Annotated in this window: 19 protein-coding genes and 7 pseudogenes; 24 read left to right on the top strand and 2 right to left on the bottom strand. The window is 58.2% G+C overall.

The features are described from left to right. Positions 1-181 precede the first annotated feature (181 nt). The 12 genes and pseudogenes from AC0L2U_RS31745 (at position 182) to AC0L2U_RS31690 (ending at position 12,320) form a co-directional block, all read left to right on the top strand. Positions 182-853: a 2-keto-4-pentenoate hydratase gene (locus AC0L2U_RS31745; protein ID WP_473603288.1), complete on the top strand. Its 672-nt coding sequence runs from the start codon at positions 182-184 to the stop codon at positions 851-853. After that, positions 840-1,517: a hypothetical protein gene (locus AC0L2U_RS31740; RefSeq protein WP_292386875.1), complete on the top strand. Its 678-nt coding sequence runs from the start codon at positions 840-842 to the stop codon at positions 1,515-1,517. Before AC0L2U_RS31745 ends, AC0L2U_RS31740 begins: the two co-directional genes overlap by 14 nt. Before the next feature lie 15 nt (positions 1,518-1,532). Then, positions 1,533-2,387 (top strand): fumarylacetoacetate hydrolase family protein, encoded by an 855-nt coding sequence (locus AC0L2U_RS31735; RefSeq protein ID WP_473603286.1) that lies wholly within the window; start codon positions 1,533-1,535, stop codon positions 2,385-2,387. 74 nt (positions 2,388-2,461) lie between these two features. Next, complete coding sequence (locus AC0L2U_RS31730; protein ID WP_473603285.1) at positions 2,462-4,129, top strand: GMC family oxidoreductase; 1,668 nt, start codon at positions 2,462-2,464, stop codon at positions 4,127-4,129. A gap of 125 nt (positions 4,130-4,254) precedes the next feature. Beyond that, positions 4,255-5,163 (top strand): dihydrodipicolinate synthase family protein, encoded by a 909-nt coding sequence (locus AC0L2U_RS31725; RefSeq protein WP_292386869.1) that lies wholly within the window; start codon positions 4,255-4,257, stop codon positions 5,161-5,163. Positions 5,164-5,305: 142 nt separating this feature from the next. Further along, the gene (locus AC0L2U_RS31720; RefSeq protein ID WP_473603300.1) at positions 5,306-6,838 is read left to right on the top strand and encodes a UxaA family hydrolase; all 1,533 of its coding nucleotides are present in this window, start codon (positions 5,306-5,308) and stop codon (positions 6,836-6,838) included. A 19-nt stretch (positions 6,839-6,857) separates the two neighbouring features. Next, positions 6,858-7,880 (top strand): histone deacetylase family protein, encoded by a 1,023-nt coding sequence (locus AC0L2U_RS31715; RefSeq protein WP_473603284.1) that lies wholly within the window; start codon positions 6,858-6,860, stop codon positions 7,878-7,880. Between the two features lie 141 nt (positions 7,881-8,021). After that, positions 8,022-8,594, top strand: a complete 573-nt coding sequence (locus tag AC0L2U_RS31710) for a GNAT family N-acetyltransferase (protein ID WP_473603283.1) — start codon at positions 8,022-8,024, stop codon at positions 8,592-8,594. A gap of 154 nt (positions 8,595-8,748) precedes the next feature. Further along, positions 8,749-9,005, top strand: a pseudogene (locus AC0L2U_RS31705) (oligopeptide ABC transporter ATP-binding protein); the annotation flags it as partial. A gap of 336 nt (positions 9,006-9,341) precedes the next feature. Continuing rightward, complete coding sequence (locus AC0L2U_RS31700) at positions 9,342-9,890, top strand: hypothetical protein (protein ID WP_473603282.1); 549 nt, start codon at positions 9,342-9,344, stop codon at positions 9,888-9,890. Then, positions 9,875-10,579, top strand: a complete 705-nt coding sequence (locus AC0L2U_RS31695; protein WP_473603281.1) for a serine hydrolase domain-containing protein — start codon at positions 9,875-9,877, stop codon at positions 10,577-10,579. The genes AC0L2U_RS31700 and AC0L2U_RS31695 overlap by 16 nt, the downstream gene beginning before the upstream one ends. Positions 10,580-10,919: 340 nt before the next feature. After that, positions 10,920-12,320, top strand: coding sequence for a CapA family protein (locus tag AC0L2U_RS31690; RefSeq protein WP_473603280.1), 1,401 nt, complete (start codon positions 10,920-10,922; stop codon positions 12,318-12,320). Positions 12,321-12,378: 58 nt separating this feature from the next. Here the strand turns inward: AC0L2U_RS31690 and AC0L2U_RS31685 are convergent. Next, a pseudogene (locus tag AC0L2U_RS31685) lies at positions 12,379-12,537 on the bottom strand (IS630 family transposase); the annotation flags it as partial. Between the two features lie 382 nt (positions 12,538-12,919). Here AC0L2U_RS31685 and AC0L2U_RS31680 point away from each other — a divergent pair. The 8 genes and pseudogenes from AC0L2U_RS31680 to AC0L2U_RS31645 form a co-directional block, all read left to right on the top strand. After that, positions 12,920-13,072: pseudogene (locus AC0L2U_RS31680) on the top strand (phage integrase N-terminal SAM-like domain-containing protein); the annotation flags it as partial. 81 nt (positions 13,073-13,153) lie between these two features. Continuing rightward, complete coding sequence (locus AC0L2U_RS31675; protein WP_473603279.1) at positions 13,154-13,519, top strand: transposase; 366 nt, start codon at positions 13,154-13,156, stop codon at positions 13,517-13,519. 364 nt (positions 13,520-13,883) lie between these two features. Beyond that, positions 13,884-15,342 (top strand): annotated as a pseudogene (locus tag AC0L2U_RS31670) (ISKra4 family transposase). A 338-nt stretch (positions 15,343-15,680) separates the two neighbouring features. Further along, entirely contained in the window at positions 15,681-15,914 is a 234-nt protein-coding gene (locus AC0L2U_RS31665) for a methyltransferase domain-containing protein (RefSeq protein ID WP_473603278.1), read from the top strand. A gap of 773 nt (positions 15,915-16,687) precedes the next feature. Continuing rightward, positions 16,688-18,326, top strand: a pseudogene (locus tag AC0L2U_RS31660) (MFS transporter). 891 nt (positions 18,327-19,217) lie between these two features. Beyond that, positions 19,218-20,422 (top strand): annotated as a pseudogene (locus AC0L2U_RS31655) (MFS transporter). 117 nt (positions 20,423-20,539) lie between these two features. Continuing rightward, positions 20,540-20,995 (top strand): hypothetical protein, encoded by a 456-nt coding sequence (locus tag AC0L2U_RS31650; protein WP_473603277.1) that lies wholly within the window; start codon positions 20,540-20,542, stop codon positions 20,993-20,995. A gap of 84 nt (positions 20,996-21,079) precedes the next feature. Continuing rightward, positions 21,080-21,412 carry a phosphotransferase gene (locus tag AC0L2U_RS31645; RefSeq protein ID WP_473603276.1) on the top strand — a complete coding sequence of 111 codons (333 nt, stop codon included), beginning with the start codon at positions 21,080-21,082 and terminating at the stop codon, positions 21,410-21,412. Positions 21,413-22,223: 811 nt separating this feature from the next. Here the strand turns inward: AC0L2U_RS31645 and AC0L2U_RS31640 are convergent. Beyond that, positions 22,224-22,577, bottom strand: coding sequence for an ATP-binding protein (locus AC0L2U_RS31640; RefSeq protein WP_473603275.1), 354 nt, complete (start codon positions 22,575-22,577; stop codon positions 22,224-22,226). Between the two features lie 597 nt (positions 22,578-23,174). Between AC0L2U_RS31640 and AC0L2U_RS31635 the strand changes: the two genes are divergently transcribed. The 4 genes and pseudogenes from AC0L2U_RS31635 to AC0L2U_RS31620 all read left to right on the top strand — a co-directional run. Further along, positions 23,175-23,369, top strand: coding sequence for a hypothetical protein (locus AC0L2U_RS31635; protein WP_473603274.1), 195 nt, complete (start codon positions 23,175-23,177; stop codon positions 23,367-23,369). Continuing rightward, entirely contained in the window at positions 23,357-23,773 is a 417-nt protein-coding gene (locus tag AC0L2U_RS31630; protein ID WP_473603273.1) for a hypothetical protein, read from the top strand. Before AC0L2U_RS31635 ends, AC0L2U_RS31630 begins: the two co-directional genes overlap by 13 nt. Further along, positions 23,770-25,035, top strand: coding sequence for a hypothetical protein (locus AC0L2U_RS31625; protein WP_473603272.1), 1,266 nt, complete (start codon positions 23,770-23,772; stop codon positions 25,033-25,035). The genes AC0L2U_RS31630 and AC0L2U_RS31625 overlap by 4 nt, the downstream gene beginning before the upstream one ends. A 68-nt stretch (positions 25,036-25,103) precedes the next feature. Then, positions 25,104-25,217, top strand: a pseudogene (locus tag AC0L2U_RS31620) (IS481 family transposase); the annotation flags it as partial.

Here is a 25,217-nt window from a genome sequence, read left to right as displayed (position 1 = left end):
TCACCGCAGAAGCAGATAATTCCTGATAGAACATTGTTCCAATTAGTATGTCATGTCAGAGCTTGCAAGCAAATTGTCCGATCAACTCACCCACAGCCTGGTGACTGCGCATAGTACCGGTGGCCGAGTATCTGCGCCGCTACCCGACCTGCTAGCCCTGACGCGGGTGCAAGCATTGCGCATGCAAAGCGAAGTCGCCAAGTTGCAACCGCCTGTTGTCGGCTGGAAGGTGGCCGCCCTAGCCGACGGAGACGTTATTTCGGCTCCGATTGTACATCGCCGTTTCGCCCGGAGCCCGGCCATCCTCACGCCAGCTGTGTACGGACATGGCGGTGTAGAGTGCGAGATTGCATTTAGGTTTTCCAGGCAGCCGGCAGCAGGCGCTTCGGGTATCAGCGAAGCGGCTGTCTTCGACGCGATCGACGGCGCTTGCGCCGCAATAGAGGTCGTCGACACTCGATGGGACTTGCCTGCGCCTATACCCCGCAACGCCATGGTCGCGGATCTCTTGTCGAATGGCGCCCTCGTGGTCGGCAGCTTCAAAAACGATTGGCAGAGCGTTTCGTTTCGTGATCTCTCGGCGCAACTGACTATCAACGGGCATACGGTCTCCCGCACAAAGGGCGGTCATTCAGACGGCAACCTCATTAGCTTGCTGACAATGCTTGCAAATGACCTTCTGACACGCGGTGAGCATCTCAAAGCGGGCGATGTCGTCACCACGGGCAGTTTCACAGGCTTTCATACGGCGAGGCCGGGCGACGTTGTGCAGGCGCTATTCGAAGGGTTCGCCTCTGTCTCAGTGACGTTCAGCCCTTTACAGGATTCTGGAGAAAACAATGCTTTGTGGTAATGGCATAATAGCCATTTGGAATGGAATTGCGGATGAAGGGCGCCTCAATTTTTATCAATGGCATATTCATGAGCACATGCCAGAACGCACAGCTATCCCGGGCTTTTTGCGCGGACGGCGATACCGGGCGGCTGACGACGATACCCATCCAGAATTTTTCACCCTGTATGAGGTGGAAGAGTTCGAGGTGATTACCGGGCCAGAATATGCCCAAAGACTTAACAACCCGACGGTATGGACGCGAAAGGCCACTTCCCACTTCCTGAATACCTCTCGCGGGCTGGCCAGAGTGCTGAGCTCGAAGGGGCCAGGACCCGGCGGGGTACTCGCTACAGTGCGCTTCAAATCGTCGGCTGGTCGCGAAGGCGAAATAGCCGAGAATTTGACACGCTTGATCAATGGCTTCTTGGAATACCCCCTAATCACAGGCGTCCACCTCGGCAAAGCAGATGAAGATGCAACCGGGGTTCGCACTGCCGAGCATGAGGGAAGGAGCGATTACGACCCACCTCCCAACTGGTTTATTCTCCTTGAGGCGTGCGCACTCGATGCTTTGAAGGAACCGGTTCGGGCGATCCTTGCCCACGATGCTGTACGAGATCCACAGGTGGGTCGATACCTGCACGAATATACCAGACTGAAGACTGATAGTTCGGCTGGCTAATGACGGGATGCCTACATGAAACTTCTGAGATATGGAGCCCCAGGCTCAGAGCGCCCAGGGCTGATAGATGCCCGCGGGATAATCCGTGACTTGAGTGGTATCGTTGCTGACATCGACCGACTGACATTAACCCGAAAAGGACTCGCCGAATTACGCGCGCTGGATCCCTCTGCCCTACCAGTGGTGGACCAGGGTGTTCGTTTGGGACCGCCTGTCGCACATGTTCGTCATTTCATCGCGGTTGGACTGAATTACACCGATCACGCTCTGGAAACGGACACGCCAATCCCCGCCGAGCCCGTCATCTTTTCAAAGGCACCATCATGCATTGTCGGTCCAGACGACGATATCGTGATGCCCCGAGACTCGCAGAGGCTCGACTGGGAAGTAGAAGTGGCTGTGGTTATCGGAGATCGCGCGTTCGAAATACCGGAAGAACATTCGCTTTCCGTGGTCGCTGGATATCTCCTATGCCACGACGTTTCGGAGCGTGAATTCCAGATCCATCGAGGAGGGCAGTGGATCAAAGGGAAGTCTGCCCCGAGTTTCGGGCCACTAGGTCCCTGGCTGGTCACCCCGGATGAAATAATGGATCCGCAGAATATCAAGCTCTGGCTGTCGGTAAATGGGGAGCAGCGACAATCTGGATCGACCGCAAAAATGATCTTCCCGTTCAAGCACCTCATTTCATACATCTCGAAGTTTATGGCGCTTGAACCTGGTGACGTCATTACAACCGGCACACCCCATGGCGTGGGACTGGGCATGAAGCCGCCGACGTTTCTTAAGGTTGGTGACGTTGTCGAGCTCGGCGCAGACGGGTTAGGGCGGCAAAGGCAAACCGTCGTGAAACACTTGGCAGCTGGCTGAAGCCCCTTTCTGCGGCCGGCCGATCCAACGGATGTATCCGGAACTGAGTGCGTGCGAAGCGGATTGTACCTGGCATGTCCATCGTCAGCGCAGCGTCGTTAGCAGATGATCACAGGACTGTAATGGCTACGGCATGGGATTTTGAGACCGACTATTGCGTTGCCGGGGCCGGGTCCGCCGGGAGCGTCGTCGCAAGTCGCTTATCCGAAGATGACAATTCCGTATTGTTGTTGGAGGCAGGGCCCCGCGACTGGAATCCGTTCATACACATTCCTGCTGGATATTTCTATCTGCTCAAAGATCGCCGTTTCAACTGGATGTACGAAACCGAGGCTAGCCCACATATATTCGGCAGACGTATTGCTGCTCCCGCAGGAAGAGGATTAGGGGGAAGTAGCTCTATCAATGGCATCTTATTTACGCGAGGGCAGGCGGCTGAATATGACTGGTGGGCAAGTGAGTTTGGATGCCACGGTTGGGATTATGCAGGATTACTTCCATATTTCAGAAAGGCAGAGAGCTTCGAAGGCGATGGGTCTCAATTTCGCGGCAGCTTCGGTCCCGTAAAGGTCGCTTCGTTCCGTACGATACACCCGCTTGCACGGGATTTTGTCGAGGCTGCGACTCAGGCCGGATATAGCAAGGTTGTCGACATGAATGCCCCAGATAGAACTGGGGCGAGTCTCTTCCAACAGAATCGCAACGGACGTTTCAGGGCCAGCACCGCGTCAGCATATCTTCGGCCAGCTCAAAAAAAGGCGCGCAACCTACGGATCGAGACAAACGCGATCTGCGCTCGGATTCTCTTCGCCGGAAAGCAGGTGGACGGCCTTGAGTTCGTGCAGAACGGCCGCGTCAGACGTGTAAGGATACGGCGCGAGCTGATCGTCTCATGTGGCACCCTCCGCTCACCGCAGTTGCTACAGCTGAGCGGGATTGGAAGCCCGGAGCATCTCAGGCAGATTGGTGTCCCTGTCGTTCACGCCTTGCCGGCAGTTGGCCAAAACTTCCGTGACCAATTCATTGTCAGAATGTCTCACCGTACGAGTGGAATCCTGACCATCAATGAGATGAATAATGCCCTGACCATTGCGAAAGAAACAGTGAATTATCTCGTCAAGAATAGCGGGCTCCTCACGCTAGGCGCAAGTATGGCCTCGTTGTTTTGCAGGAGCTCACCAAAGGCGATATTCGACGACCTACAACTCATGTTTGCGCCGGTGAGTTTCTCACCGTCTAGTCCAGGAATTCTGGAGCGCGAAGGCGGGATGACGATCGGAGTGTTCGTTACCTGTCCCGACAGTGCGGGTACCGTGCTGGCTCGAAACTCAAATCCGCAAGAGCCGCCGGCTATCAGTCCAAACTATCTCAGTGCGCCGACTGACTGGCCACGGCTTCTGGTCGGATTACGCACCGCTCGGCAGGTATTTGAGATGGACGCCCTGAAGAGATGGAGCATTGGAGAAACGGTGCCGGGCCCCAGCGTGATCACCGAAGAAGAGCTTCTGGACTTCGCACGACGCGTTGGAACCACCGCCGCCCACTATACTGGGACGTGCCGAATGGGCTCAGATGAGAGCAGCGTAACGGACACGTCGCTGCGGGTACGCGGCGTATCCGGGCTGAGGGTTGTCGACAATTCAGTATTCCCGCGACCATTATCAGGCGGAATGAACGCTAGCGCGATTGCTGTCGCTGAACGGGCGGCGGATCTCATACGCGGCCGCCTCACCTCACCGTAATTGATCGATAAGTTTCCATCCGATCAGTTGACATTAGCCAAATACACTATTAGAACAGTGTTCTAGGAAGAATATCGTAGCTTTTAAGGGCCCTCGATCAGGGCTTAGCGAAAAGGTTGGAAGTGATGGCGAACTGGACTGGCGTTTTTCCGGCAGTGACGACTAAGCTGAATGAGAGAGGTGATTTAGATCTTCCCGCAACACAAAGCAGCATTGACCGACTGATCCGAAGTGGCGTCTCCGGTATTATTGTTCTTCCTATGTTGGGGGAGAATGCCTCTCTGACAGTCGATGAAAAGGAGAGGGTTATCCGAGCTGCTCGAGAAGTTGTGGATGGGCGTGTGCCGTTGCTCTCGGGCCTTGCCGAAATCTCCTCAGATTCGGCTGTTCAGACAGCGAGAAAATTTCAGAGCTTTGGTGCAGAAGGATTGATGGCCTTCCCGAGTATTGCGTACAAATCAGACGCGCGTGAAACCTCCGCGTGGTATCGCAACCTCGCAGCCGGCTGCGATCTCCCGATCATGATTTACAATAATCCGATTGCCTACGGGGTCGATGTGACCCCAGAGATTCTGCGAACGCTTGAGGACGTTGATCAGATCGTTTGTATTAAGGAGGAGACCGGTGATATTCGCCGCGTTACAGACCTCTATAACGCGTTCGGCGATCGTTTCGCGGTCTTTTGCGGCGTGGACGACCTGATCCTCGAGAGCCTAGCGTTGGGCGTCACGGGTTGGGTTTCCGGCATGACGAATGCCTGGCCTGAGGAGTGCGTCCGCATCTTCGATCTGGGTCGCACCGAGAAGTTTGCGGAGGCCCGCGAATTGTATCGCATCATGACACCTGCCTTCCACTTGGATACCAGCGTAAAACTAGTGCAGTACATCAAGCTGGCCGAGCATCTTGTCTGCGGAGCGCCAGAATGGACACGCGCGCCGCGACTGCCGTTGGTCGGGGAAGAGCGTGAGCGGGTGGTGTCGATCATCAATCAGACGATTGCCTCTTTGAGCGAGCGTTATTCCCGAGCAGCTTAACCGACCGAGAATAAGGTGATATTCGCTTGATGGAGACCACGAGCGTACGTCTCGACTAAGGCCCGAGAGTATCAAAGGGCTCGCAGAATGGTTCGAATCCCCGCCTACGAAGGGGCAGCACGCAACGATGCAGGCCGACGTGATGATACTATCCGAGCAAAGTTCGGTACTTGTTCTGAACACCAACGACAATATCGCGATCGCGCGACGTGCGATCACGCCGGGGCAGACCGTAGATGGGGCTATAGTCGCGAAGAGCGCTGTCCCCGCGGGACATAAAATCTCAATCAGGACGATCAGATCGCGCGAGCCAATCCTGCGCTACGGTCAGATCATCGGCTTTGCCACGAAAGACATAGAGCCCGGGCTGCATGTTCACCTGCAAAACATGGCGCTCGGTGAGTTCGAAAAAGATTATGCCTTCGGCGCGGCTGCTCGCCAGACCGATTATGTCGAGACTCCAGCGACATTCTTGGGAATTCGTCGCTCGGATGGTCGGGCCGCAACACGCAACTACGTGGGAGTGCTTAGCAGCGTGAATTGTAGCAGTCACGTCGCAAATGTTGTAGCCGATGTCTTCAAGAGAAATCCTTTCATGGGCATTGACCCGTTGGCTGAATTCTCGAACGTGGATGGTGTGGTTGCGCTCACCCATAAGACAGGGTGCGGCATGACAGGGGGCGAGCCCTTAAACGTGCTGCGCCGCACGCTGGGCGGTTACGCTCGGCACGTTAATTTCAGTCATGTGATCGTTTTAGGGCTTGGCTGCGAAGTCAATCAAATCGGTGGCCTGCTTGAAGACCAGCATTTGGCAGGCCGGGTCCGTAGCATGGACATCCAGACCATGGGCGGCGCCAGGAGGACCACGGAAGCCGCAGTCGAGTTCGTGCGAGATGTGCTCCAGGAATCTAACCACGTATCACGGCAACCTATTCCAGCGAGCGAACTCATCGTCGGACTGCAATGTGGCGGTTCGGACGGTCTGTCGGGCGTGACGGCGAACCCGGCTCTGGGAGCGGCGAGCGACATTCTGGTGCGCCACGGCGGCACGGTCATCCTGTCAGAAACACCTGAAACCTATGGCGCCGAGCATCTGCTTACGCGTCGGGCCGAGTCGCGCGAAGTGGGCGAGAAGCTCATCGCTCTGATGGAGTGGTGGGATACTTACTTCAAGCGCGAAGGCGCAGTCATGAACGACAACCGCTCCCCCGGAAATATGGCTGGCGGGATCAGCACCATCGTTGAGAAGTCATTGGGAGCAATGGCAAAAGGCGGTACAACGAATTTAGTCGACGTTGTCAAATATGGCGAAAGTGTCAAGGGCCCAGGCCTGGTTTTCATGGACACCCCTGGTTACGACCCCGTGTCGGCGACCGGCCAGGTTGCAGGCGGCGCAAATCTGATCTGCTTTACGACAGGGCGTGGAAGCGTGTTTGGCTGTAAGCCTACACCTTCAATCAAACTGGCTTCCAACACTGCTATGTACGAGCGAATGAAAGACGATATGGATGTCAACTGCGGCGAGATCCTGAGCGGAGGCGAGAGCGTCGAGGAATGCGGCAAGCGAATCTTTGATCTGATCCTGCGCGTCGCTTCAGGGGAACGCACGAAGAGCGAGGAGTTCGACTTTGGTGCAGCCGAGTTCGCGCCTTGGGTCTTGGGCGCGACGGTTTAGACCTCAAGAGAGCTGCATAATGAAAATCGTCTACTCGGAAGGCCATCGCAGTCACGACCCGCAAACATTCATTCATCGCGGAAAGCTTGTACCCAGCCCCGAGCGGCCGGAGCGCGCTGATATCTTGCTCACATCAGCAACTGCTGCTGGCCATGAGGCGCTCGAAGCGAAACACAAGGACGGTTCGGTACTAGCGCGGGTTCACACTGCCCGTTATCTCGACTTTCTTGAGAATGGCATTAATGAATGGCTTGCGCTGCCCCACGCCGCCCCCGAAATTGTGCCCAACACCCACCCGAACCGCTTTGCATCACGCTACGCCAGTCACATCGTCGCGCGTGCTGGATTCCACCAGGCCGACACAGCTTGCCCCATCGGCCGCGGGACTTGGTCAGCGGCGCGATCTAGCATCGATATCGCCCTCAATGTTGGTGACCTGATTGCGAGCGGCCAGCGTCGGACGTATGGACTTTGCCGCCCACCGGGCCATCACGCTTGTACGGAAATGGCTTGGGGTTTTTGCTATCTAAACAATGTTGCGACGCTCGCAGAATCGCTACGGCTGAACGGAGCCGATCGCATCGCGATTCTCGACATCGATATCCACCACGGGAACGGAACACAGCAAATTTTTTATGAACGTCCTGATGTTCTGACGGTATCAGTTCACGCCGATCCGGATAGCTTTCCGGTGTTCTTCAGCGGTTATACAGACGAAATTGGCTGCGGCGCCGGCGAAGGCTTCAACGTCAATATCCCGCTGATGCATGGCAGCGACGATGCGGCTTTCGTGGAAGCAATAGCGGCGGGCATGCAGAAGATAAGCGACTTCGGACCTGACGTCCTCTTGATATCGCTAGGCCTCGATGCCTATCGCGGCGATCCTCTCAGTGTGTTAGACGTCAGCACGGACGGGTTTCGAAAAGCTGCCAGCACCATCAACTGCTTCGGCGGGCCTGTCGCCATGCTGCAGGAAGGCGGCTATCCAAGCGCCGAGCTTGGCGACAACCTTGTGGCATTCCTCGGTGCCATAGATGATTGATTTGAACACGCCCACGCCTGTGTTCCCAGCCAGAGTCCGAGGCCGATCCGCAAGCGGGGATCCAACGCTATTCGCGCGGCTGCCATCAAGCTGTTCAACAGCAGCGCCGTATAACCCCTCCGTCGCAATGGGAAGCCAATAATGGAACTGCGAACAGAACGCCTGCTTCTGCGGGAATGGAGAGATGAAGATGTCGAACTGATCGCTCAGCTAGTTGGCGATCCACGAGTTGGAAAGTACCTGGCGAGATTTTCTGATCGACAAAAGATTGACGCTTGGATAGAGGCCGAACGAGAGTACTTCAAACGACATGGCTATGGCCTTTTTGCTTTGGAGCGTTTGGAGGCTACCGGGTTCATCGGCTTCTGCGGGTTGATCAACGTAGGCTATCAAGCGCATTTCACACCGGCGGTTGAGATCTCTTGGCGGGTACACCCGGATCACTGGGGGCATGGATATGCAACTGAGGCGGCCGCTGCCATAGTCGCGTTCGGCTTAGAAGATCTTGAGTTGAATCAGATCGTAGCGAATGCTGCAGTGGAAAACATTGCATCGCGACGGGTTATGGAGCGAATAGGCATGTCTCATGATCCGCGGGACGACTTCGACCACCCTCTCAGGGCAGTCGATGATCCCCTGCGACGACAAGTTCTTTATAGGCTCACCAATCAAGATTGGCGTAGTGGACGCGAGCACGAGAATCCCGTCGCGTGACCGTACGACCGTGAAATCGGATGTCACTAGTTGCTGCGCCGGGGCGGAACTTTTAATCACGACGAAGCGCACGTCGCCGACCGGCCGGCCAATGCGCCCAGTTTCATTTCGTCTGGTCACCCAGGCGGTACTATCACAGGACATTTCAAGCCATGCGCCGAACACGATGCACAGGCTCCCGTCCGAACCATCGGGCGGTCAGCGGCAGCGGCTCGACATTGCACGCGCCCTGTCGCTTAACCCTCCGCATATCGCCGACGAAGCGATGTCAGCACTTGACGTCTTCGTGCAAGCGAGATTCTTCTAGTCGCCTTCGTCTTCATCTCGCATGACCACGACGTCGTGGAGCATATCGCGCATCGCGTTGCGTCTGATCAGGGGCGGATCATGGAACTCGCCCGTGCGAGCGCTCCGGGTCGCCAGTTCGGTTATGCCAACCTCCGCGATTACTGGGAAATAGAAATGGAAGGCCAGCATGGTACGCTCATTGCCGAGCCAGTCGCATTAATGCAGACGGCAACGCGATCCTAATGCCGCCGATCGAATTCGTAGAAGGATATCGCAACATTTTCAGACCGGTCCGCCTCTTGATGATCGAGCAACTTGGCGGCGCGATGTGGGACCACTGCTCAAACGTGACAAGCCAATGGTTTGTTACTCCGCGTCCAAAACTGGACTGGAAGCGAGAATGTTCCGGTGCCGAAGGTTTGGCGCCGCCCCAATAACTGATGGAAGGAGGCTGTTTAAATGGGCACGCTTGAATTCGATGGGCAACGCTATCTTGACGGCCACGCGTCCGATCCGTGCGAACTCGGCTGGATGCGTGGTGCGCCGCCGCCCGCCGATAAGCGCATCACATTCGAGAGTGACTGCTTTCGCACCTTCCCACAGATCCGGTGGTCGCTGTCACATATGCGCGAGCTGACGGCCACGGTGAACGTACGGCGCGGGCCCGGCGCGCCTTCGAATATGGATCGCCTTGACAGGACGAGCGAGATTGACTCGTTGGCGTTTACAGACGCAAACGGCCGCTCGCGCGGCTTCGAAGAGGCGCTGTTTGATACTTACGCCGATGGCATCCTGGTATTGCATCGTGGACGCATCGTTTACGAGCGCTACTTCGGCGCGCTCGAGCGGCATCTGCCTCACTCGGGTCATTCAGTTACAAAGTCATACGCGGGGACGCTCGCGGCAGCGTTCGTGCACGAGGGTGTTCTCGATGACAGCAAGGCGATCCCGCACTACTGCCCGAAATGCAAGGATCGGCCTGGGAAGACGCCATGCTGCGTCAGGTGATGGACATGCAGACTGGTCTGGCTCACACTGAGGACTATGCCGACGAGAACTCAGACTTGTGGGGATATGCGCGCGCATGCGGCTTTCGGCCGAAATTGGCCGATCATGACGGGCCGCAGACCTTGTGCGACTATCTGCAAAGCGTGCGCAAGAAGGGCGCGCATGGCGGTACCTGTGATTATCTAACCGTCAACACCGAAGTACTGGCGTGGGCGATGGCGCGCGTAACGGGGCAGTCGTTCGCGCAGCTATTACAGGAGCGCCTGTGGGCACCGCTTGGTTGCGAAGACGACGCCTATGTCATCGTCGATAGCGCCGGCATGCCAATGGCGGGCGGCGGATTAAGCACGAGCCTGCGCGACTTCGCGCGCTTCGGCGAGTTGATGCGGCGCGAAGGCGAGTGGAACGGTAAACAACTCATTCCCGCGGCCGCCATGCAGGACCTGCAAAAGGGCAACCACCCCGCCAAGCTCCCAGATGGCTACTCTTATCGCAGCCAGTGGTGGGTCACACATAACGAACTGGGCGCCGTGGAAGCTCGGGGCATCCACGGGCAGCGTCTTTATATTGCACCGGCTGCGGAGATGGTGGTCGCCCGCTTTGCGTCACATCCCGTCGCGTCCTCCGTGGCCGGCGACATAATCACCAACCCGCAAATGTCAGCACTAGGGCGGATGATGCGCGAGTAGCTTGCGCGTGCACAAACTTCCGGCAAATGGCGCAGCTGTGCTGTTTCTCAGAGATTGGCTGAGCCAAGGACGGGTTTCTTCGCCCTCAATCCATTTGAGGAAAAGGAGGTTACTGTACGGTGGCTTCACGTTGGTTGCCATGGGCGACCTTATCGTGTCGCGTCCTGAGCAAAATACCAACATCCCGGCTTTGACGACGTCCTCAAGACCCTACAGGACGCTGACGTGTCGCCTTGCCCCAAGGAAATTGTTACCGCGCAGATTCGTTGCCTCACCTAAGATTTTACCCGTTAGGGGCCATGCCCCGTGATGTCATCCATAAAAGTTAAAGGAGAAGCCTATGGAGAAATCTTCACACGAGAGCGGTTCTCATCCGGTCCAGCAGGGCAGCAACTACGATACGGTTGGGTCGATTGCAACGAACGTTGCGGACGGCTTCACGATGGTAGCAGTTGGCGACCTCATCGCGTCGCGGCCGCTGACCAAAGGCAATCATCCTGGCTTTGACGACATCGTCAAAATCCTTGGTGATGCCGATGCCACCTTCGGCAACATGGAAACGCTCATCTTCGACATCCGGTCGTTCAAAGGAAGTCCGCAGGCTGAATACGGCGGCGCGTATCACATCAGTGTGCCGGAGTTAGGCCCAGATTTGAGGTCGATGGGTTTCAATCTGGTGAGCCGCGCAAATAACCATTCGCTTGATTGGGGTGTCGAAGGCATGAGAGAAACAAGCCGTGTGCTCGACGAGAACGGCATAGTTCATGCGGGTGTGGGGGAGAATCTTTCACAAGCCGGCGCCTCTCGCTTCCTGGAGACCGCCAGAGGTCGGGTGGCGTTGGTGTCGCTTGCCACAACCTTCACGCCAATGTCTCGAGCATGCGATCCTGCTGGCGAGGCACCTGGCAGACCAGGAGTTAACGCCCTTCGTTTGACACAAAATATCGCGGTTCCTTCGGACGTGCTTGAATGCGTGAGGCGGGTCCGTGATGTCTTGCCCGGCCATAACGTTGGTGAAAGAAACCAAAGTCAGGTCGTGCTCCTTGGACAGACCTTCAAAGCAGCGGATAAGCCCAGCTTTAGCTACGAAGCCGACACGCGCGATGTCGCCACTATTCGGCGAAATGTACGCCGAGGCAAGCAGTTCTCAGATTTCTGCATCATCACCAACCATGGTCACGAGCCTCACTGGAGTGAGTTGGTTAGCCAGGAACCATCGGATTATGAGCAATCTTTTGCGCGTGAGATGATAGATGCCGGAGCCGACGCATACATTGGACACGGTCCCCATCTGGTTCGAGGTATCGAAATTTACAACGGTCGGCCTATCTTTTATAGCCTTGGGAACTTCTTGTACGATGACCTGCGGACGCCCGTGGGACTCGACATGTTCGATGCCTATGGCAAGGACCCGCTCGTCGACACGGATGCCGAGGTGACCGTCGACGAGGAGGCAAAAGGATACCCGACGCCCGACGGCTTTGTTGGCGCTTACGGAGTACCGATCTACTATGAGAGCGTGATCGCCGTGAGTCGGTTTGAGCAAAACCAGCTCGCTGAGTTGCGGCTCTATCCAATTGAACTTGGCTTCTCCAAGAGATTTGCCAACCGCGGTATCCCGCGGCTGGCAACCGAGTCACAGGCAAAGGCCATTCTAAAGCGTCTACAGAAGCTCTCGAACCCATTTGGGACGAAGATCACCATCGAGAACGATATCGGCGTTATTAGGCTGAGCCCGTGATGAAAGCGACTCGGTCTGAATCGAAAGCTAACGCAAGTAGGTACGACGCGCTCCAGTAGATGGAATCTTCCGCTTGGTGCCCGCGCTTGAATGGTGTTGTTGGGATCGGCGGTCCAAGTGAAGGGCTTTGGCTGCTGATAATGCTCGCCGCGAAGCGATTAATAGCGACTTGGGGATCGACGACTGAGTGGAAGACGCGGCGTTTCAGACGGTGCCGATCTGGCGTTCGAGCGAGCCTTTGACCAGGTGCCGCCGCCGCAGCAGCGTGGCAACGGGATCAAACGGAGGGCCAAGCTGGGGTGATAGCCCGAAACTATGCCCAGCACTGTGTCGGCGACTGGCCGACCTTTTCGGCCAACGCCAGCTTGGTGATACGCGCATGCGCGCATGCGGCGCATCGACAATCTCGGTCGGCCTCTGGATTCCTCGTGTCAAAACGAGTCAATAGCTCAGTCAGATTGTCGGTCGGGATCATCCCTTCACCCTTGTGCGGATTGAACTAAGCCGCTAGTCGCGGCAATTGGTGCCCGCTTTGAGAGACGCCTCCTGTCTGAGAGGATTTGGGTGTTGCAAACCCATCCTTCAGACAGGAGATCCAGATGGCTGAGATGAGCCCTCTGCGTCGCCGGATGATCGAGGACATGACAGTCCGCAATCTATCTCCGGCCACGCAGCAATCCTACCTTTATGCAGTCGCAAAGTTTAGCCGCTATTTTGGCCGATCGCCCGATCGGCTGGGCCTTGACGATATCGTACGCATGCGACGAAGGCCGCCTACTGACACCTACCTTGAGGCATTAGTGTCCGCTTAGATTTAAGTGGACGCTTGGCGAATGAAGTATCTGGCTATGGAGCAGCCGTCGACGGTGGAAGCGAGCACGCCTGCGGCTGTGCCGCTGCCGCCGGGTGCGGGCCGACAGCGGACGCGCCGCTCCTGGACGGTCGAGCAGAAGCTGGCGATCGTGCGTGAGGTGCAGGAGTCCGGTGATCCGGTGTCGGTTGTGGCGCGGCGTCACGACATGAACGCGAACCACTTGTTCATCTGGATGAAACAAGCCCAGGAAGGGCGATTGGGCCGATCCAACCCGCTGTGCGGCGCGGCAATCAACGTGAGAGCGCGCATTGCATCGCCTGACTGCTCCCAGATGAGGCGGATATGTAGCGCGACGATTAGGGAGACCGGTCGGCGGCGATTATGAAGGCCGGTGGAAGGGCGGCGCCGAGTGGTGTGATTTAGGTATCACCGGGTGGGTTGTCTGGCAACTGGCCAGCGACAATTATCGGAGTTGTAGTTGTCGCTGGGGCATTGTGACGGGCGGCCTCGGCCGCCGATCTGCGGCGAGTAATTGTCGTCAGCGGCCATTACGATGAACGATTGGGCGGGTTCTCGGGTTCGTCCTTGGCGTTTTGCGTGCCGGCGCCGCGGGCGACGGCAGCTCGCTTACGATAGCTCTCACCGTTCATCTCGATGATAGTGGAGGAGACCGGTAATTTGTCTGGGGTCGGATACGGATTGTTAGGTCCGCGTAGTCCATGAGCGTCGCTTTGTTCGGGGGGAAAGCGATGGCGGTAGAATGGACGATCACGATCGAGGGCAGGAACGAGTTCGGTGACGTTTGCCGGAAGGCGGTCCATATCGACAAGAGCTGGGAACGTCTGTCTGTCGGCGACCTTGGCCTGTCGATCGAGGACGGTAAGACGATCATGACGGCGCTGTAGAGGGCTGTCGTGAACCCCGAGGCGGAAACGTATTCCCTTTTTCGCCGAGTCTGCCCGGATTGCCACAGGTTTCGGCCGGTTAAGGACTACACGACGCGACGGATCCGGACTGTCTTTGGCATCGTGGAGGTGCGCAATCCTCGCTGGATGCTGTGTCGGGATTGTTACCCAGGCACGGTCGTTGCCTTTGCGCCGCTGCGGGAGATCTGCCCGGATCGAGCGACATCCGAGTTGATGGAACTGACGGCGCGGCTGGGCAGCATGATGCCATACCGGCAGGCGGCGAGAGTGCTTCCCGAATTCCTGCCCGTCGAGCCGACCGAGACGCATGCCACCGTGCGCAAGCGAACCATCAGGATTGGCGAACGGCTCGACGATCAAGTTGCAGAGGAAGAATTGCGCCGCAAGGGCGCAAACGGGCGAACGACGCCAGCTTGAAATGCAGCTTCCCGGCGATCGCCGCAAAGAGTTCGTCATCAGCATCGATACGGCGCATGTTCGCAGCGCCGATTCCAATTCAGCGCGAAACTTCGAACTCGTCGTAGCCAGATGCGGCCGCGGCGGGCGTGGCGAAGGCGGCGGTCGCTATTTCGCGACCAGCAGCACCGACCAACGGGCAATCCGGGATCGAGCGCTCCATGCGCTTCAGCAAGAAGGATATTGCGGCTTTGGCGACGTCACCGTGATCTCGGATGGCGCCGAAATCCTGAAGCGGCTGCCCCGCGCCATGCCAAAGCCGACGGCCCACATCATCGACTGGTTCCACATCGCCATCAAGATCCAGCCGATGCAGCAGATCGCCGATCACTTCGTGCGATCCCGGTCCGGTCTCTCTGAAGCGCTTCCCACCATCGGCCGGGACATCAAAGCGGTGAAGTGGCGTCTGTGGCATGGGCGGGTTGATCGCGCGATCCGCGACCTGGGGCAATTCCTGGCGAGACTGAAGGCTTCGCAAGGAGACGGCGAGTTCTCGATCGCCCGTCTTCACAGCCTCGGCTCCCAGCTCCTGACCTATGTCAGATCGAACCGCGGCGCGATCGTCAACTATGGCAAACGCTACCGTGCCGGGCTCCGGGTCGCAACGACCCTGGCTGAGTCAGCGGTGAATTCACTCGTGGGCAAGCGGATGGTCAAGAAACAGCGGATGCGCTGGTCGCTCCACGGCGCTCACATGCTCATGCAGGTCCGGACGGCAGATCTGAACGGTGAGCTTCGCGATCAATTGCGGGCACCGTTCCGACTGCCAGAGCCGAACGTGCCACCACTATTCAAGCCCAAACCGCCTCTCCTGCGCGCCGCCTGACCCCAGACAAATTACCGGTCTCACGATGAAAGTATTAGATGCTGTTCTTCGGCGTCCAAGGGAAACGCTGTTCGCTTCCATTGCCAATTTGGAGCACACGCCGCTGGCCAGCCGAACGGTCTTGAGCTCTTTGCGATTCGGCCCTAACCTGAAGTTGCATATGCAAAAGGAGCGCTGACAGCTTCGAGCGGACACTGGCGGATGATGATCGGAATGTCATCTTAGGGACGATGTTTCCTTCCGGTTCGGGTAGTCTCTCGTAGCGAAATCTTCGACCTATTTCCGGGAGCCCGATTACCATGCAGTATCCATAGGTTGAACGAGGTCTACAAGAAGAAGTGCCGTGGTCCGAAAGCCTGACTACCTATGACCGCGAGCACTTCACGACCTACTTGAGGTTCTTGGATGCATCCGGCGACAATGCCAGCTATGAGGAGATGGCGCAGCTCATCCTCGGCATCGATCCGGCGGAAGAACCGGTGCGCGCGCGGAAAGCAGCGCGAAGCCATCTCGATCGGGCGAACTGGATGGTGACAACCGGTTGTAAGGAGTTGTTCTCTGAACGAGAGTGAACCGGCGGCGTCGCCCTCTGCTCGCCAGACGGTCCCACGAGAGCGGGAGGGATAGGTGCCAAGCCTGCTCGTGTAAAGGCATGCGCTGATTGCGTCTGTGTACTGGCAGGCCAACGGTGGCCGTTCCAAATGGCTTGGAAGGCGCGGGAAGACGGATCCGTTGGAATCGTGTCCCGGGTGGCGGGGGTCAAAGCCGGACGATGTTCCAAAATCACCACGGGGGTCGGAAGCATGTATATTCGCGACCTGGCAAGCCGCGCGGCGAGGGCATGTCGGAGGTTGGGAAGCTCGACGCGTGGCTCTCCTGCATGTCACTCCGGTTCTAGCGCAACGGCAACAGGCTTCACCGATCGTTTCCGTCTCGACCATCCTACCTGTCACCAAGAGGCGTTTGTGTTTCGCATATTATGAGGGACGTTATTGATAGGACATCAAAACTGGGCGCCCTGTTGGCCGCGTTCTAGTGGCGGACCGGCCGGCATTAAACTGACGCTGGAAAGCCTAGGGTGGTTCGCTCCGGGCGGTTTGACAAGCCGGCCTTCGTGGCTGTAGCACGATCCAACGCTGAAAGTCGCAAGGCAGAACTGAACAGCCCTTCGGGCTGCGACCCCGACGCAGCTTACACCCAATTCGGCGCCCCATCGCGCATCAGCTTGGTGATGCAATATCTCTGTTTGAGAGCGCGATAACGGAACTTGGTTGTGACGCAGCTGTGCCCAAAGGCCCAGCTGTCAGCAGGTGAGCGAAGAAGCATTTGATGGAGGTGAGAGGTCATGCGGCCCGAAAATTCCTCGCCCTTCGCGGCAGCCACACTGATGCCTCTTCAGAACCCGGTCTTTCGTTCGATCTGGACTGCCACGCAGATTTCCAGCCTCGGCTGGCTCGTTCAGAGCGTGGCTATCAGCTGGCTCATGGCGACGACTTCAGCCTCCGACCTGATGGTCGCGCTCGTTCAGGCTGCGTCGACACTGCCGGCCTTCTTCTTGTCGATCCTTGCTGGAGCTATTGCCGACAGTTTTAGCCGTCGCGGGGTGATGCTTGCCGGACACTGCCTGATCGCACTGGCATCCATGACGCTGGCTGTCTCGGTGGGGCTCGGCTTTGCCAATCCATGGCTGATCCTGGGACTCAGCTTCTTGGCCGGATGCGGTTTCGCCTTGAATGATCCAGCCTGGCATGCCTCCGTCGGGGACATCCTGGAAAAGCGCGATATACCGGCTGCAGTGACGCTGATGTCGGTGGGTTACAATGTTGTTCGAAGCATAGGACCGGCGCTGGGCGGTGTGATTTTGGCGTTGCTGGGACCTCTCACGGCTTTCGCCTTTGCGGCGCTGAGCGACCTGGTCCCGTTGAGCGCTGTCCTGCGCTCGAAATGGCGGGTGCGCTCTTCGCCTCTGCCCCGCGAGCGGATGACGACTGCCATCCATGATGGCATGCGCTTCACGGCAATTTCGTCGGAGATCAGAGTGGCGATTGCGCGTGCAACCCTGTTCGGGCTGTCAAGCATCTCGATTCTTGCTCTGCTCCCGCTTTTGGTCCGCGACAAGCTCGCGGGCGGCCCCATTGTTTACGGCGTCCTATTGGCCGGCTTCGGCGCTGGCGCCTTTGTTGCAGGTCTTAGCAATGACTATCTGAGGCGCATCGCTTCGCAAGAAATGTTGATCGCGCTCGCGTGCATAGGCTGCGCAACCTGCTGCCTTTTGCTTGCTCTCACCTCATCGGTGGCTGTCGCGGCGATCGCGCTCGCCATCGGCGGCGGAGGCTGGGTTGTGACCTGGACCGGAACCGACGTGTGCGTGCAGCTGGCAAGCCCCAGGTGGGTCGTTGGTCGCACTCTATCGATCTACTACGCTTTGACCTATGGCGGCATGGCAGCCGGCAGTTGGGTCTGGGGTGCGGTTGCGCAGAACTATTCCATCACCTGGGCCTTGGAAGGCGCTGCAGTGGCGTTGCTGCTGGTCGCAGCAGCGGGAAAGATATTGCCCATTAGACTTTGGGAAGAATCGGATCAGGGCGCTTCCGACTTCACTCCACCGGAACTGGCACTCACTGTCAGGCCGAGGAGTGGTCCGATCGTGGTCAAGCTGGAGTATTCGATTCCCGAGGCCAACATCGAGGCTTTCCTGCATTGCACGCGGCAAAGGCGGCGCGTCCAGAGCCGTGCCGGTGCGCGCAACTGGACGCTCCAGCGAAACCTTCTGAATCCGGCGCTGTGGACCGAGACATTCCGCCTGGACGGATTATCTTCGTCTGAACCATCGGCTGACCGTGGCTGACAGGGAACTGGGCGAGCGCCTTGCCGCTCTGCAGGTCGGTGAATGTCCTCCTCGTCTGACACTTTCGATCGAGCGATCGACAAGCACCGCCTCCGACAGGCAAGTTCAGCCTGTGCCCTTTATGTCGCGTCCGTGAGTTCGTCTGAAAGAGCACCATTCACGGCGGGAAGGACTGCCGTTTCCCTTTTTTGAGACCCGCTGAAAAGCCCTTCGCCTAAACCGGATTATTGTGGGTCTTCTGTCGTATTTGCGACGCGCATTGCGAGGTAGGATGGCAGTCGAAAGCTCAGAAGGAACAATGGAGCTAGTCGCCCCGCCAGCTCACATCTGGCTATAAACTCCGCAGCCCAGTTAGTGCCGTTGGGAAGCGGTGCCCAGCGTTAAGGCGGCTCAGACCGCCACGCTCACACAGCCATTCTCCAGAGGGATGATCATCAACGGCCGGCGGTCAGGAGGGTCAGCCGGCTGAAAGAGGACAATGGCAATGCCGCAATCACAAGACCGACGCTACGAAACGGCCGGTTCACGGCTCGCCGGCCAAAAATGGAGGTCCGGCTTCGCAATCGAGGCACCGTCACGTGCTGTTCGCGGCCCCGGGGGCTTTGCAATCTGCTGTCCCCAGAGCGAAGCCCGGACCAACTGAGCTTTGCGTCTTTTGGATTCCCGGTCGTCAGCACCAGGGCTGTCGCGCCGAACTGCGCGGGAGCGCCGTCGGTTCGGATTCCCGGCCCGACCTGAGGTGCATTTCCACCGGCTTCGAAGCTGTGACCGTCCCGTAGCTTCGCGAAGCTTCGCATCAATGATGCGCCGCTCGCTTCACGCGCGTTTCAGCCGTTTTTGAGGAAGTGACGCCGATCGAAAACAGGCGCGATCGGCCTGCGTGGCGTTCACACGATTTTCTCCTCTGGTCCATTTTCGAGCCGCAACAAGCGACGTTAAAAGCGAACCCGAACTGCCCAAACACTACTTGGAATCGGATGCCCCGCGACCGGAGCTTGATCTCCTTGTCGAGAAGAGACTGATCGTCATGCCTTCGACCGACGAAAATGCATCCACAGGGTTGCTGGCGCCCCTAAAGAACCCGACATTTCGTTCGATCTTTCTGGCTTCGCAGCTTTCGAGCCTGGGCTGGCTGATGCAAACGGTGGCGCTTGGCTGGCTCATGGCCACGGTCTCCAGCTCGGACGTCCTGGTTGCGCTGGTCCAGGCCTCGTCGACGTTGCCGGCGTTCTTTCTGGCAGTGTTCGTTGGCGCCATTGCGGACAATTATAGCCGCCGCATGGTCATGATCGTCCGCGGCACCCTGTTTGGCTTTGCAAGCACCTCCACATTGGCGCTGCTGCCGCTGCTTGCCCGCGACATCTTGAGGGGCGGTCCGGTCGGCTACGGTATTATGATGGGCGGCTTTGGCGCCGGCGCACTTGCGGCCGGACTGATGAACCCGACGCTCAGGCGGACACTGACCCAGGAATGGCTGGTGGTTCTTGCCTGTATCGCATGCGCCATATGTGAGGTTTCCCTTGCGCTCACGTCCTCCCTTGCAGTCACAACGGTCTGCCTTGCCGTTGGCGGTGCAGGATGGGTAACGGCATGGTCAGGACTTGGCGTGAACGTGCAACTGGCAACACGCTGGATCGTTGGCCGAACGATCTCGATCTATAGCGCGTTCACCTACGGCGGCATCGCCGCCGGCAGCTGGTTTTGGGGCGTTATCGTCCAAAACTACTCGCTGCCCTCGGCGATGGCTTGGTCCGCTCTAGCAACGCTGGCCGTCGCAGCACTCGGGTTCAAACTGCCGATCAGCAACCGTTCCGCGTCGGAGCTCGAGCCGTCGGGTGGCTTCTGCGCGCCGGCGGTCGCGCTTGATCTGAAACCAAGGAGCGGGTCCATTCTTGTCACCACCGAATACGCGATCCTTGAGCAAGACGTAGATCAATTCCTGGAAATCATGCAGAAGCGCCGCTATGTGCACAGCCGCGTCGGTGCTCGGCAATGGACACTCACGCGCGATGTTCAGCAGCCATCACGATGGGTCGAGTCATATCGGACCCCAACCTGGACGGACTATCATCGCCTTCACCATCGCCTTACGGAAGCCGATGAAGAACTGGGCCAGGCACTCCTGAAACTCACTGCAACGACCGCCCGCCACGAAGAAGCATCCTGGTCGAGCGCCCCGCTGGCCCGGTGCGAAAGTCTCATTCGCCAATGGCGTACATATCGCACAAATGAAGCATGCGACTGCAACGAAGTACGTCGTCCTGTTGAATTATTCGACGGGGTCGCGGAAGCGCCCTGCGCGCCGCTGGCGTTCTTCCTGTGGCTGGAACGATTTGTGCGGCAAGTGACATGATGATGGCGACCGACGATAGGGCAGTAGTGGAACGGGTCGTTGCGGCCGCTTTGGAGGCGGACTACCGCCTTTCGGCCGAGGTCCGCACGGTCGTGCGTGGCGTCAACTGGACGCTTGCTGCAGGGCCGGGCGGAGCGCCAGTGGCCTATGTTCGCCTGTACCGGCGCGAAGGTCGGTCCAAGGCCGAGATAGCGGCCGAGCTTGCGGTGCTCGATGCGGTAGTGGCCACCGATCGACTGGACGTGGCAAGGGCCGTGGCTAATCAGAAGGGGCAACTGCTGACGCAGCTGGAGGTGCCGGGGTCCGGCACCCGGCCAATGGCCGTGTTTCAGGTGGCGGCGGGCGAGCCGGTGCGCGCACGTCCTGCCGGCGCGGCATTGGCCGACCTGCATGAGCAGACGCAGCTGGCCGCGCTCGCGCCGACGCGAGCTGGTGGCCGAGGAGGAGGTTGATAGGACCATCGCCCGGATTGGCGAGGGCTTCGCCACTGAGCGCGCCGGCTGACGGCTGCAGTGGCCGATCTGCGGGGTCAAGGGATGAACCGGGCGGACGGGCCTGCAGGGTTCTGCCACGGCGATTTTCGGCTGGCCAACCTGCACAGGACTGTCGACCGAATTGTGATGTTCGACTTTGATGATTGTTGCCTTGGCCCACAGTGGCTCGATCTGGCCATCGTCGGCTGGTGGCTGGAACTGGCACCCGGCCGACGGCGCCGCCGAGTTGTGGCGAGCGTTCCTCACTGGTTATGGTCGGGCGAAAGGCGACGCCGAGCTAGGCAATTCCCTGCGGTGGCTTGTGGCAGTGCAGCACCTACGGTCGCTGCGTTTCTTGCAGGACTATTGCCAGTTGGATACCGAAACCTGGGTTGATGCCCTAGGGAGCGCCGCTGGTATGGTCGAGCGGGCTGCCAGCGGTTCCTTACGCTTCTTGGGGGGCTCGTGATAAGCTTCTTTGACGCCAGGCTGTCGGACGTGCGTGGCTGGCCGAGCTGCAGGCTGAGGAGGAATTCAATCGTGAGAGGCTGTCAGCGACATGAATGCGGTCCGGCCCCTCGCGGACATTCGGCCTGCCATGGCAGCTTGCGATGGTGAGCCAACCCACCTCCGATACACATCTTCCGTGTTCGTCACTTCGCCAAGAGCGAGACGGTCGTGACCGAGGGGCTTAAAGCTGGTTTGGCTCGGCCTATTACCGCGATGGAGCGACCGAGGAGGCTTATCTAGGAGCCCGCAACGGTTCGCGTTTCCGGAGGCAGCTGGGTGAGAGTGGGGCAACCCTTCAAACTGTCAGCGGCGAACCGCCAGCGCGCCTTTGTCCAGTATAACAGCGGCCAGAAAGAACGTCATCGAAAGTCCATTTAGCCAACGCTGTACGGCATTGGCGCACGGTATATTGTTTACTGCAAACTGATGACTTCATCGAAACTTAAGATGAAAGTTCCAAATAATATTACGCCGCTTTCTTCGGTCAAAGTTATTATTTTTGCGTATTGCAAGATCTGAATCTACTACCTAAAAGTCTTTTTGATCATAGTCCAAGATGCAACCGATCAGTATTTCAGCAGTAGATATTTTAAGTCTCGGTCATACAGATCTATGTTACTAACACAACCTGCCTCATTAAAACTGGGCGTTAGACTCTGAGCTCTTCTGAGCCGCCGGCGCCCCATGAGGCCAATCATTATCCACCGATTGGAATGCGGACCTTGACGACAGTGCCCGCTCCGGGTTTGCTATCGATGAAAAGCCTCCCATTGAGTGTGGCGACCATCTGGGAACAGCCGGTGAGGCCGAGGCCGACGTGATTCCCGGCACGGGTCGAAAAGAAGGGCGTCTTTGCTTTGCGCAGGACTTCTGGCGTCATGCCGACACCGTTGTCTGCGACCTCCACGTCTTCGTGGGCGAAGAAGGCGCCGATGCGCGTCCAGAAGCCCTTCTGGCCCACTTCCCGGGCGTCGCGCACGGTGTAGGCCAGGTAGGTCGGGGATTTCGACTCGGTCTTCTTGGCCTTTGGGGTGTTGCTGTCGGTTTTCATGATCATTCTCCTTTGGTTGGTTGGTTTCTGTCCCGGAGGACGGTTCCAAAGGGGGCGACGTCCAGGGATGGCTTGTCCCCAACACGGGAGCGCAGCGAATGGAGCGGGCAGGATCGGGACAAGGCGGCCGCGTCTACACACAAACCGTCACTCGCTCCGGGCAGACCATCCACCGGAATGCCATTGAAGACGCAGCACGCCACTGGCCTCAACCACGACACCGACCCCCAAGCCACCCGTGCGGCACCGAAGATCTCGCTAGGGCTCAACGCCATCGCGGCTTTGTTCCCAATAACGGGGATTGGCGAACGCTCTCCCAGCCGGACCTGGTGGGCCGGTTTGCACGCCGCCAGGTAGAGCTAGGGGAGGGGACCAGATTGTGCCGTTAACATGATCTGTGTGACCATGTGCTTGGGGGTCTGCGGCGGCTACTGATTCGATCTTGAGCCAAGACGGAATGACCAAGGAGGCACCGAGGAGCTGACACATGGGCAAAAGGCGCCCGGCTCGCTGTGCGCTGTGCGGAGACCTGCGACTGGTCACGCGGGAACACGTGGTGCCGCGCGGCTTTATCCGGATTCGAAGGCCGATAGCCGCGTGCAGCGCATCGTTATCCCGGCCTGCGCGAGCTGCAACAACGGCACGTCGGACGATGACGCGCATTTCCGCAACGTCGTCACCATTGCCGGGGACGCGAACGAGGCGGTTCAGGAGAGCTCTGGGATGGCGCGATCACGCGCAGTCTCAAACAGGTCGATGGGCGGCGCCGGGCGCTGGACATGGCTGCATTGATGCGGCCGGCCCCCCACGTGGGCGAGAATCGCTACATGGTCTATCCGGGACGGGACCCGAGGATCCTGCGCACGCTCCGCAAAATTATTCGGGGCTTGAGTCACTATCATGGCCTCAGGTCAGCCGTCGCGGACGACCAGGTGTTCGTCAACGTGCTGACAGTCGATGTACCTGACAACCTCGCCATAGGGCTTAAGAGTGCGCACGCGGAGCCAGACGTTCTCGACTATCGCTACGGGCGGGTCGACGACACTCCCGGAATGGAATCGGCCTGGCTACTTCGATTTTATGAGCGCACGACGTTTATAGGCCTTGTGTTCGAAAGTGCCGATATGAAGCGACAAATGGAACCTGACAGTGAGGCAGCCTCGCTCTCCCCGAGTCTGTCAAGGAGGGGCCAGTGACGGCAGAATCTCCAGGCTCCTTCTATGAGGGGAAACCGCATGGTCCTATTGAACTCGCCGACACGGTTGTTGCTATCCATCTTGACGGCAAGCCCTGTGAGTTCAGGGATGTTTCGCTGCGGCTCGATGAACACCTTGACCTCCAACTCAGATGGACAGGGCCTCTCAGGCCCGGGATGGTCAGGATTGATCAGGATCTCAAGGTCACCTTCGAAGGTGGTACGGTAGCTGAGTTCCTGATGCTTTCCCATAAGTATCACTTTGTCGGGCATGAAGAATTCTCAGCGACGTCGCAATTATCGCCTCTGGATATCGCCGGAAAATCCAAGGGATTGGCGGAGGCCGTCATTCTGTGCGGTCCGGCAATCCACCCTAAGAAGGTTGGGATCACGCTGGATTTCGACAATCTGGCAGTGACCGTCCAGCCATTTGACCACTTCCTCGCCCTCGGCGGTGGGGGTGTCCGACTGCCGCTGATGCGAACTATTTCGCACAGGGCGCTGCTTCGCTCCCTGGATGGCAAGCCCCTGAAGGCCGCTAAGGTTTATGAATTCCTCGGTCAAATATGCTCCTTCCTCGGATTCATAAAAGGGACGCGGGTTGGATACGGCCAAGTTCGCAATGCTGCTCACAACGGGTTCCGATGTCTGGGATTTACCCGGGCCGACAAGCTGGAGGCGCCGAAAAACTGGTTTCATTGGGCGATGACCGACGACATGCCTGCGCTGTTTACCAGCTACATGACCATCTTTCAGACTCCGGAGGCTAAGCGCGGCTTTGGGCGGGCGCTGGCCTACTACCAGATAGCCAACCTATCCCGCTACGATTCAGTGGAAACGGCGATCATCATGTCGGCGGCCGGCCTGGAAACGCTCGCAGCCTATGTTCTGGGGACCCGCGGGGGGTGGAGCGTTTGGATGTTGCGCAATGTCAGTCTTGCCGAACAAATCAGAGCCTGTACGCGCCTGCTCAAAATCGAGGGCGATCCGGCCGATCAATCCGAACTCCTTCGCAAACGCTTGAAAGCCAGGAAGGGGCAGCCGGCTCGCGACGGATTCTCATTGCTGACCGAATTTCGGAACGGTGTCACGCATTCGTCGCCCTTCAATTACGGCATGGACATCTTCGACGCCTGGGATGCCTCGCAATGGCTCCTTGAGATGCAGCTCCTGGCGCTGTTCAACTACCGCGGAAAATACCAGGACCGGCGTCGGCAGATGCGATCCTACGCCGGCAATCTCGCTACCTTTCCAGTCGCGTAGGCAAGGCCTAAATGTTTGATCCCAGATTTTGATGGGGCATCCTTGTCCTCCGAATCAAGGGATGCGCTATGGGCCAGGTTCTTCATGGGAGCGCCACGACGACAGAGGCGGTCCGTCGAGCGATACAGCATAGTCAAGAGAGCCTGAGGGCGCTGGCGAAGCGCTACGGGGTCAACCAAAAG

Source organism: Mesorhizobium sp. WSM4808 (assembly GCF_055811675.1).
Note: the sequence above shows the minus strand (reverse complement) of the source record. Positions and strands in the feature narration are given on the sequence as shown.

Excerpts from the sequence above, each read along its gene's own strand:
- AC0L2U_RS31720 (WP_473603300.1), top strand. The coding sequence starts at position 5,306 with ATGATACTATCCGAGCAAAGTTCGGTACTTGTTCTGAACACCAACGAC.
- AC0L2U_RS31695 (WP_473603281.1), top strand. The coding sequence starts at position 9,875 with ATGCTGCGTCAGGTGATGGACATGCAGACTGGTCTGGCTCACACTGAG.
- AC0L2U_RS31700 (WP_473603282.1), top strand. The coding sequence starts at position 9,342 with ATGGGCACGCTTGAATTCGATGGGCAACGCTATCTTGACGGCCACGCG.
- AC0L2U_RS31735 (WP_473603286.1), top strand. The coding sequence starts at position 1,533 with ATGAAACTTCTGAGATATGGAGCCCCAGGCTCAGAGCGCCCAGGGCTG.
- AC0L2U_RS31730 (WP_473603285.1), top strand. The coding sequence starts at position 2,462 with ATGTCCATCGTCAGCGCAGCGTCGTTAGCAGATGATCACAGGACTGTA.
- AC0L2U_RS31640 (WP_473603275.1), bottom strand. The coding sequence starts at position 22,577 with ATGAAAACCGACAGCAACACCCCAAAGGCCAAGAAGACCGAGTCGAAA.
- AC0L2U_RS31715 (WP_473603284.1), top strand. The coding sequence starts at position 6,858 with ATGAAAATCGTCTACTCGGAAGGCCATCGCAGTCACGACCCGCAAACA.
- AC0L2U_RS31630 (WP_473603273.1), top strand. The coding sequence starts at position 23,357 with ATGGCTGCATTGATGCGGCCGGCCCCCCACGTGGGCGAGAATCGCTAC.
- AC0L2U_RS31675 (WP_473603279.1), top strand. The coding sequence starts at position 13,154 with ATGAAGTATCTGGCTATGGAGCAGCCGTCGACGGTGGAAGCGAGCACG.
- AC0L2U_RS31645 (WP_473603276.1), top strand. The coding sequence starts at position 21,080 with ATGAACCGGGCGGACGGGCCTGCAGGGTTCTGCCACGGCGATTTTCGG.
- AC0L2U_RS31745 (WP_473603288.1), top strand. The coding sequence starts at position 182 with ATGCAAAGCGAAGTCGCCAAGTTGCAACCGCCTGTTGTCGGCTGGAAG.
- AC0L2U_RS31725 (WP_292386869.1), top strand. The coding sequence starts at position 4,255 with ATGGCGAACTGGACTGGCGTTTTTCCGGCAGTGACGACTAAGCTGAAT.
- AC0L2U_RS31690 (WP_473603280.1), top strand. The coding sequence starts at position 10,920 with ATGGAGAAATCTTCACACGAGAGCGGTTCTCATCCGGTCCAGCAGGGC.
- AC0L2U_RS31710 (WP_473603283.1), top strand. The coding sequence starts at position 8,022 with ATGGAACTGCGAACAGAACGCCTGCTTCTGCGGGAATGGAGAGATGAA.
- AC0L2U_RS31740 (WP_292386875.1), top strand. The coding sequence starts at position 840 with ATGCTTTGTGGTAATGGCATAATAGCCATTTGGAATGGAATTGCGGAT.
- AC0L2U_RS31650 (WP_473603277.1), top strand. The coding sequence starts at position 20,540 with ATGATGATGGCGACCGACGATAGGGCAGTAGTGGAACGGGTCGTTGCG.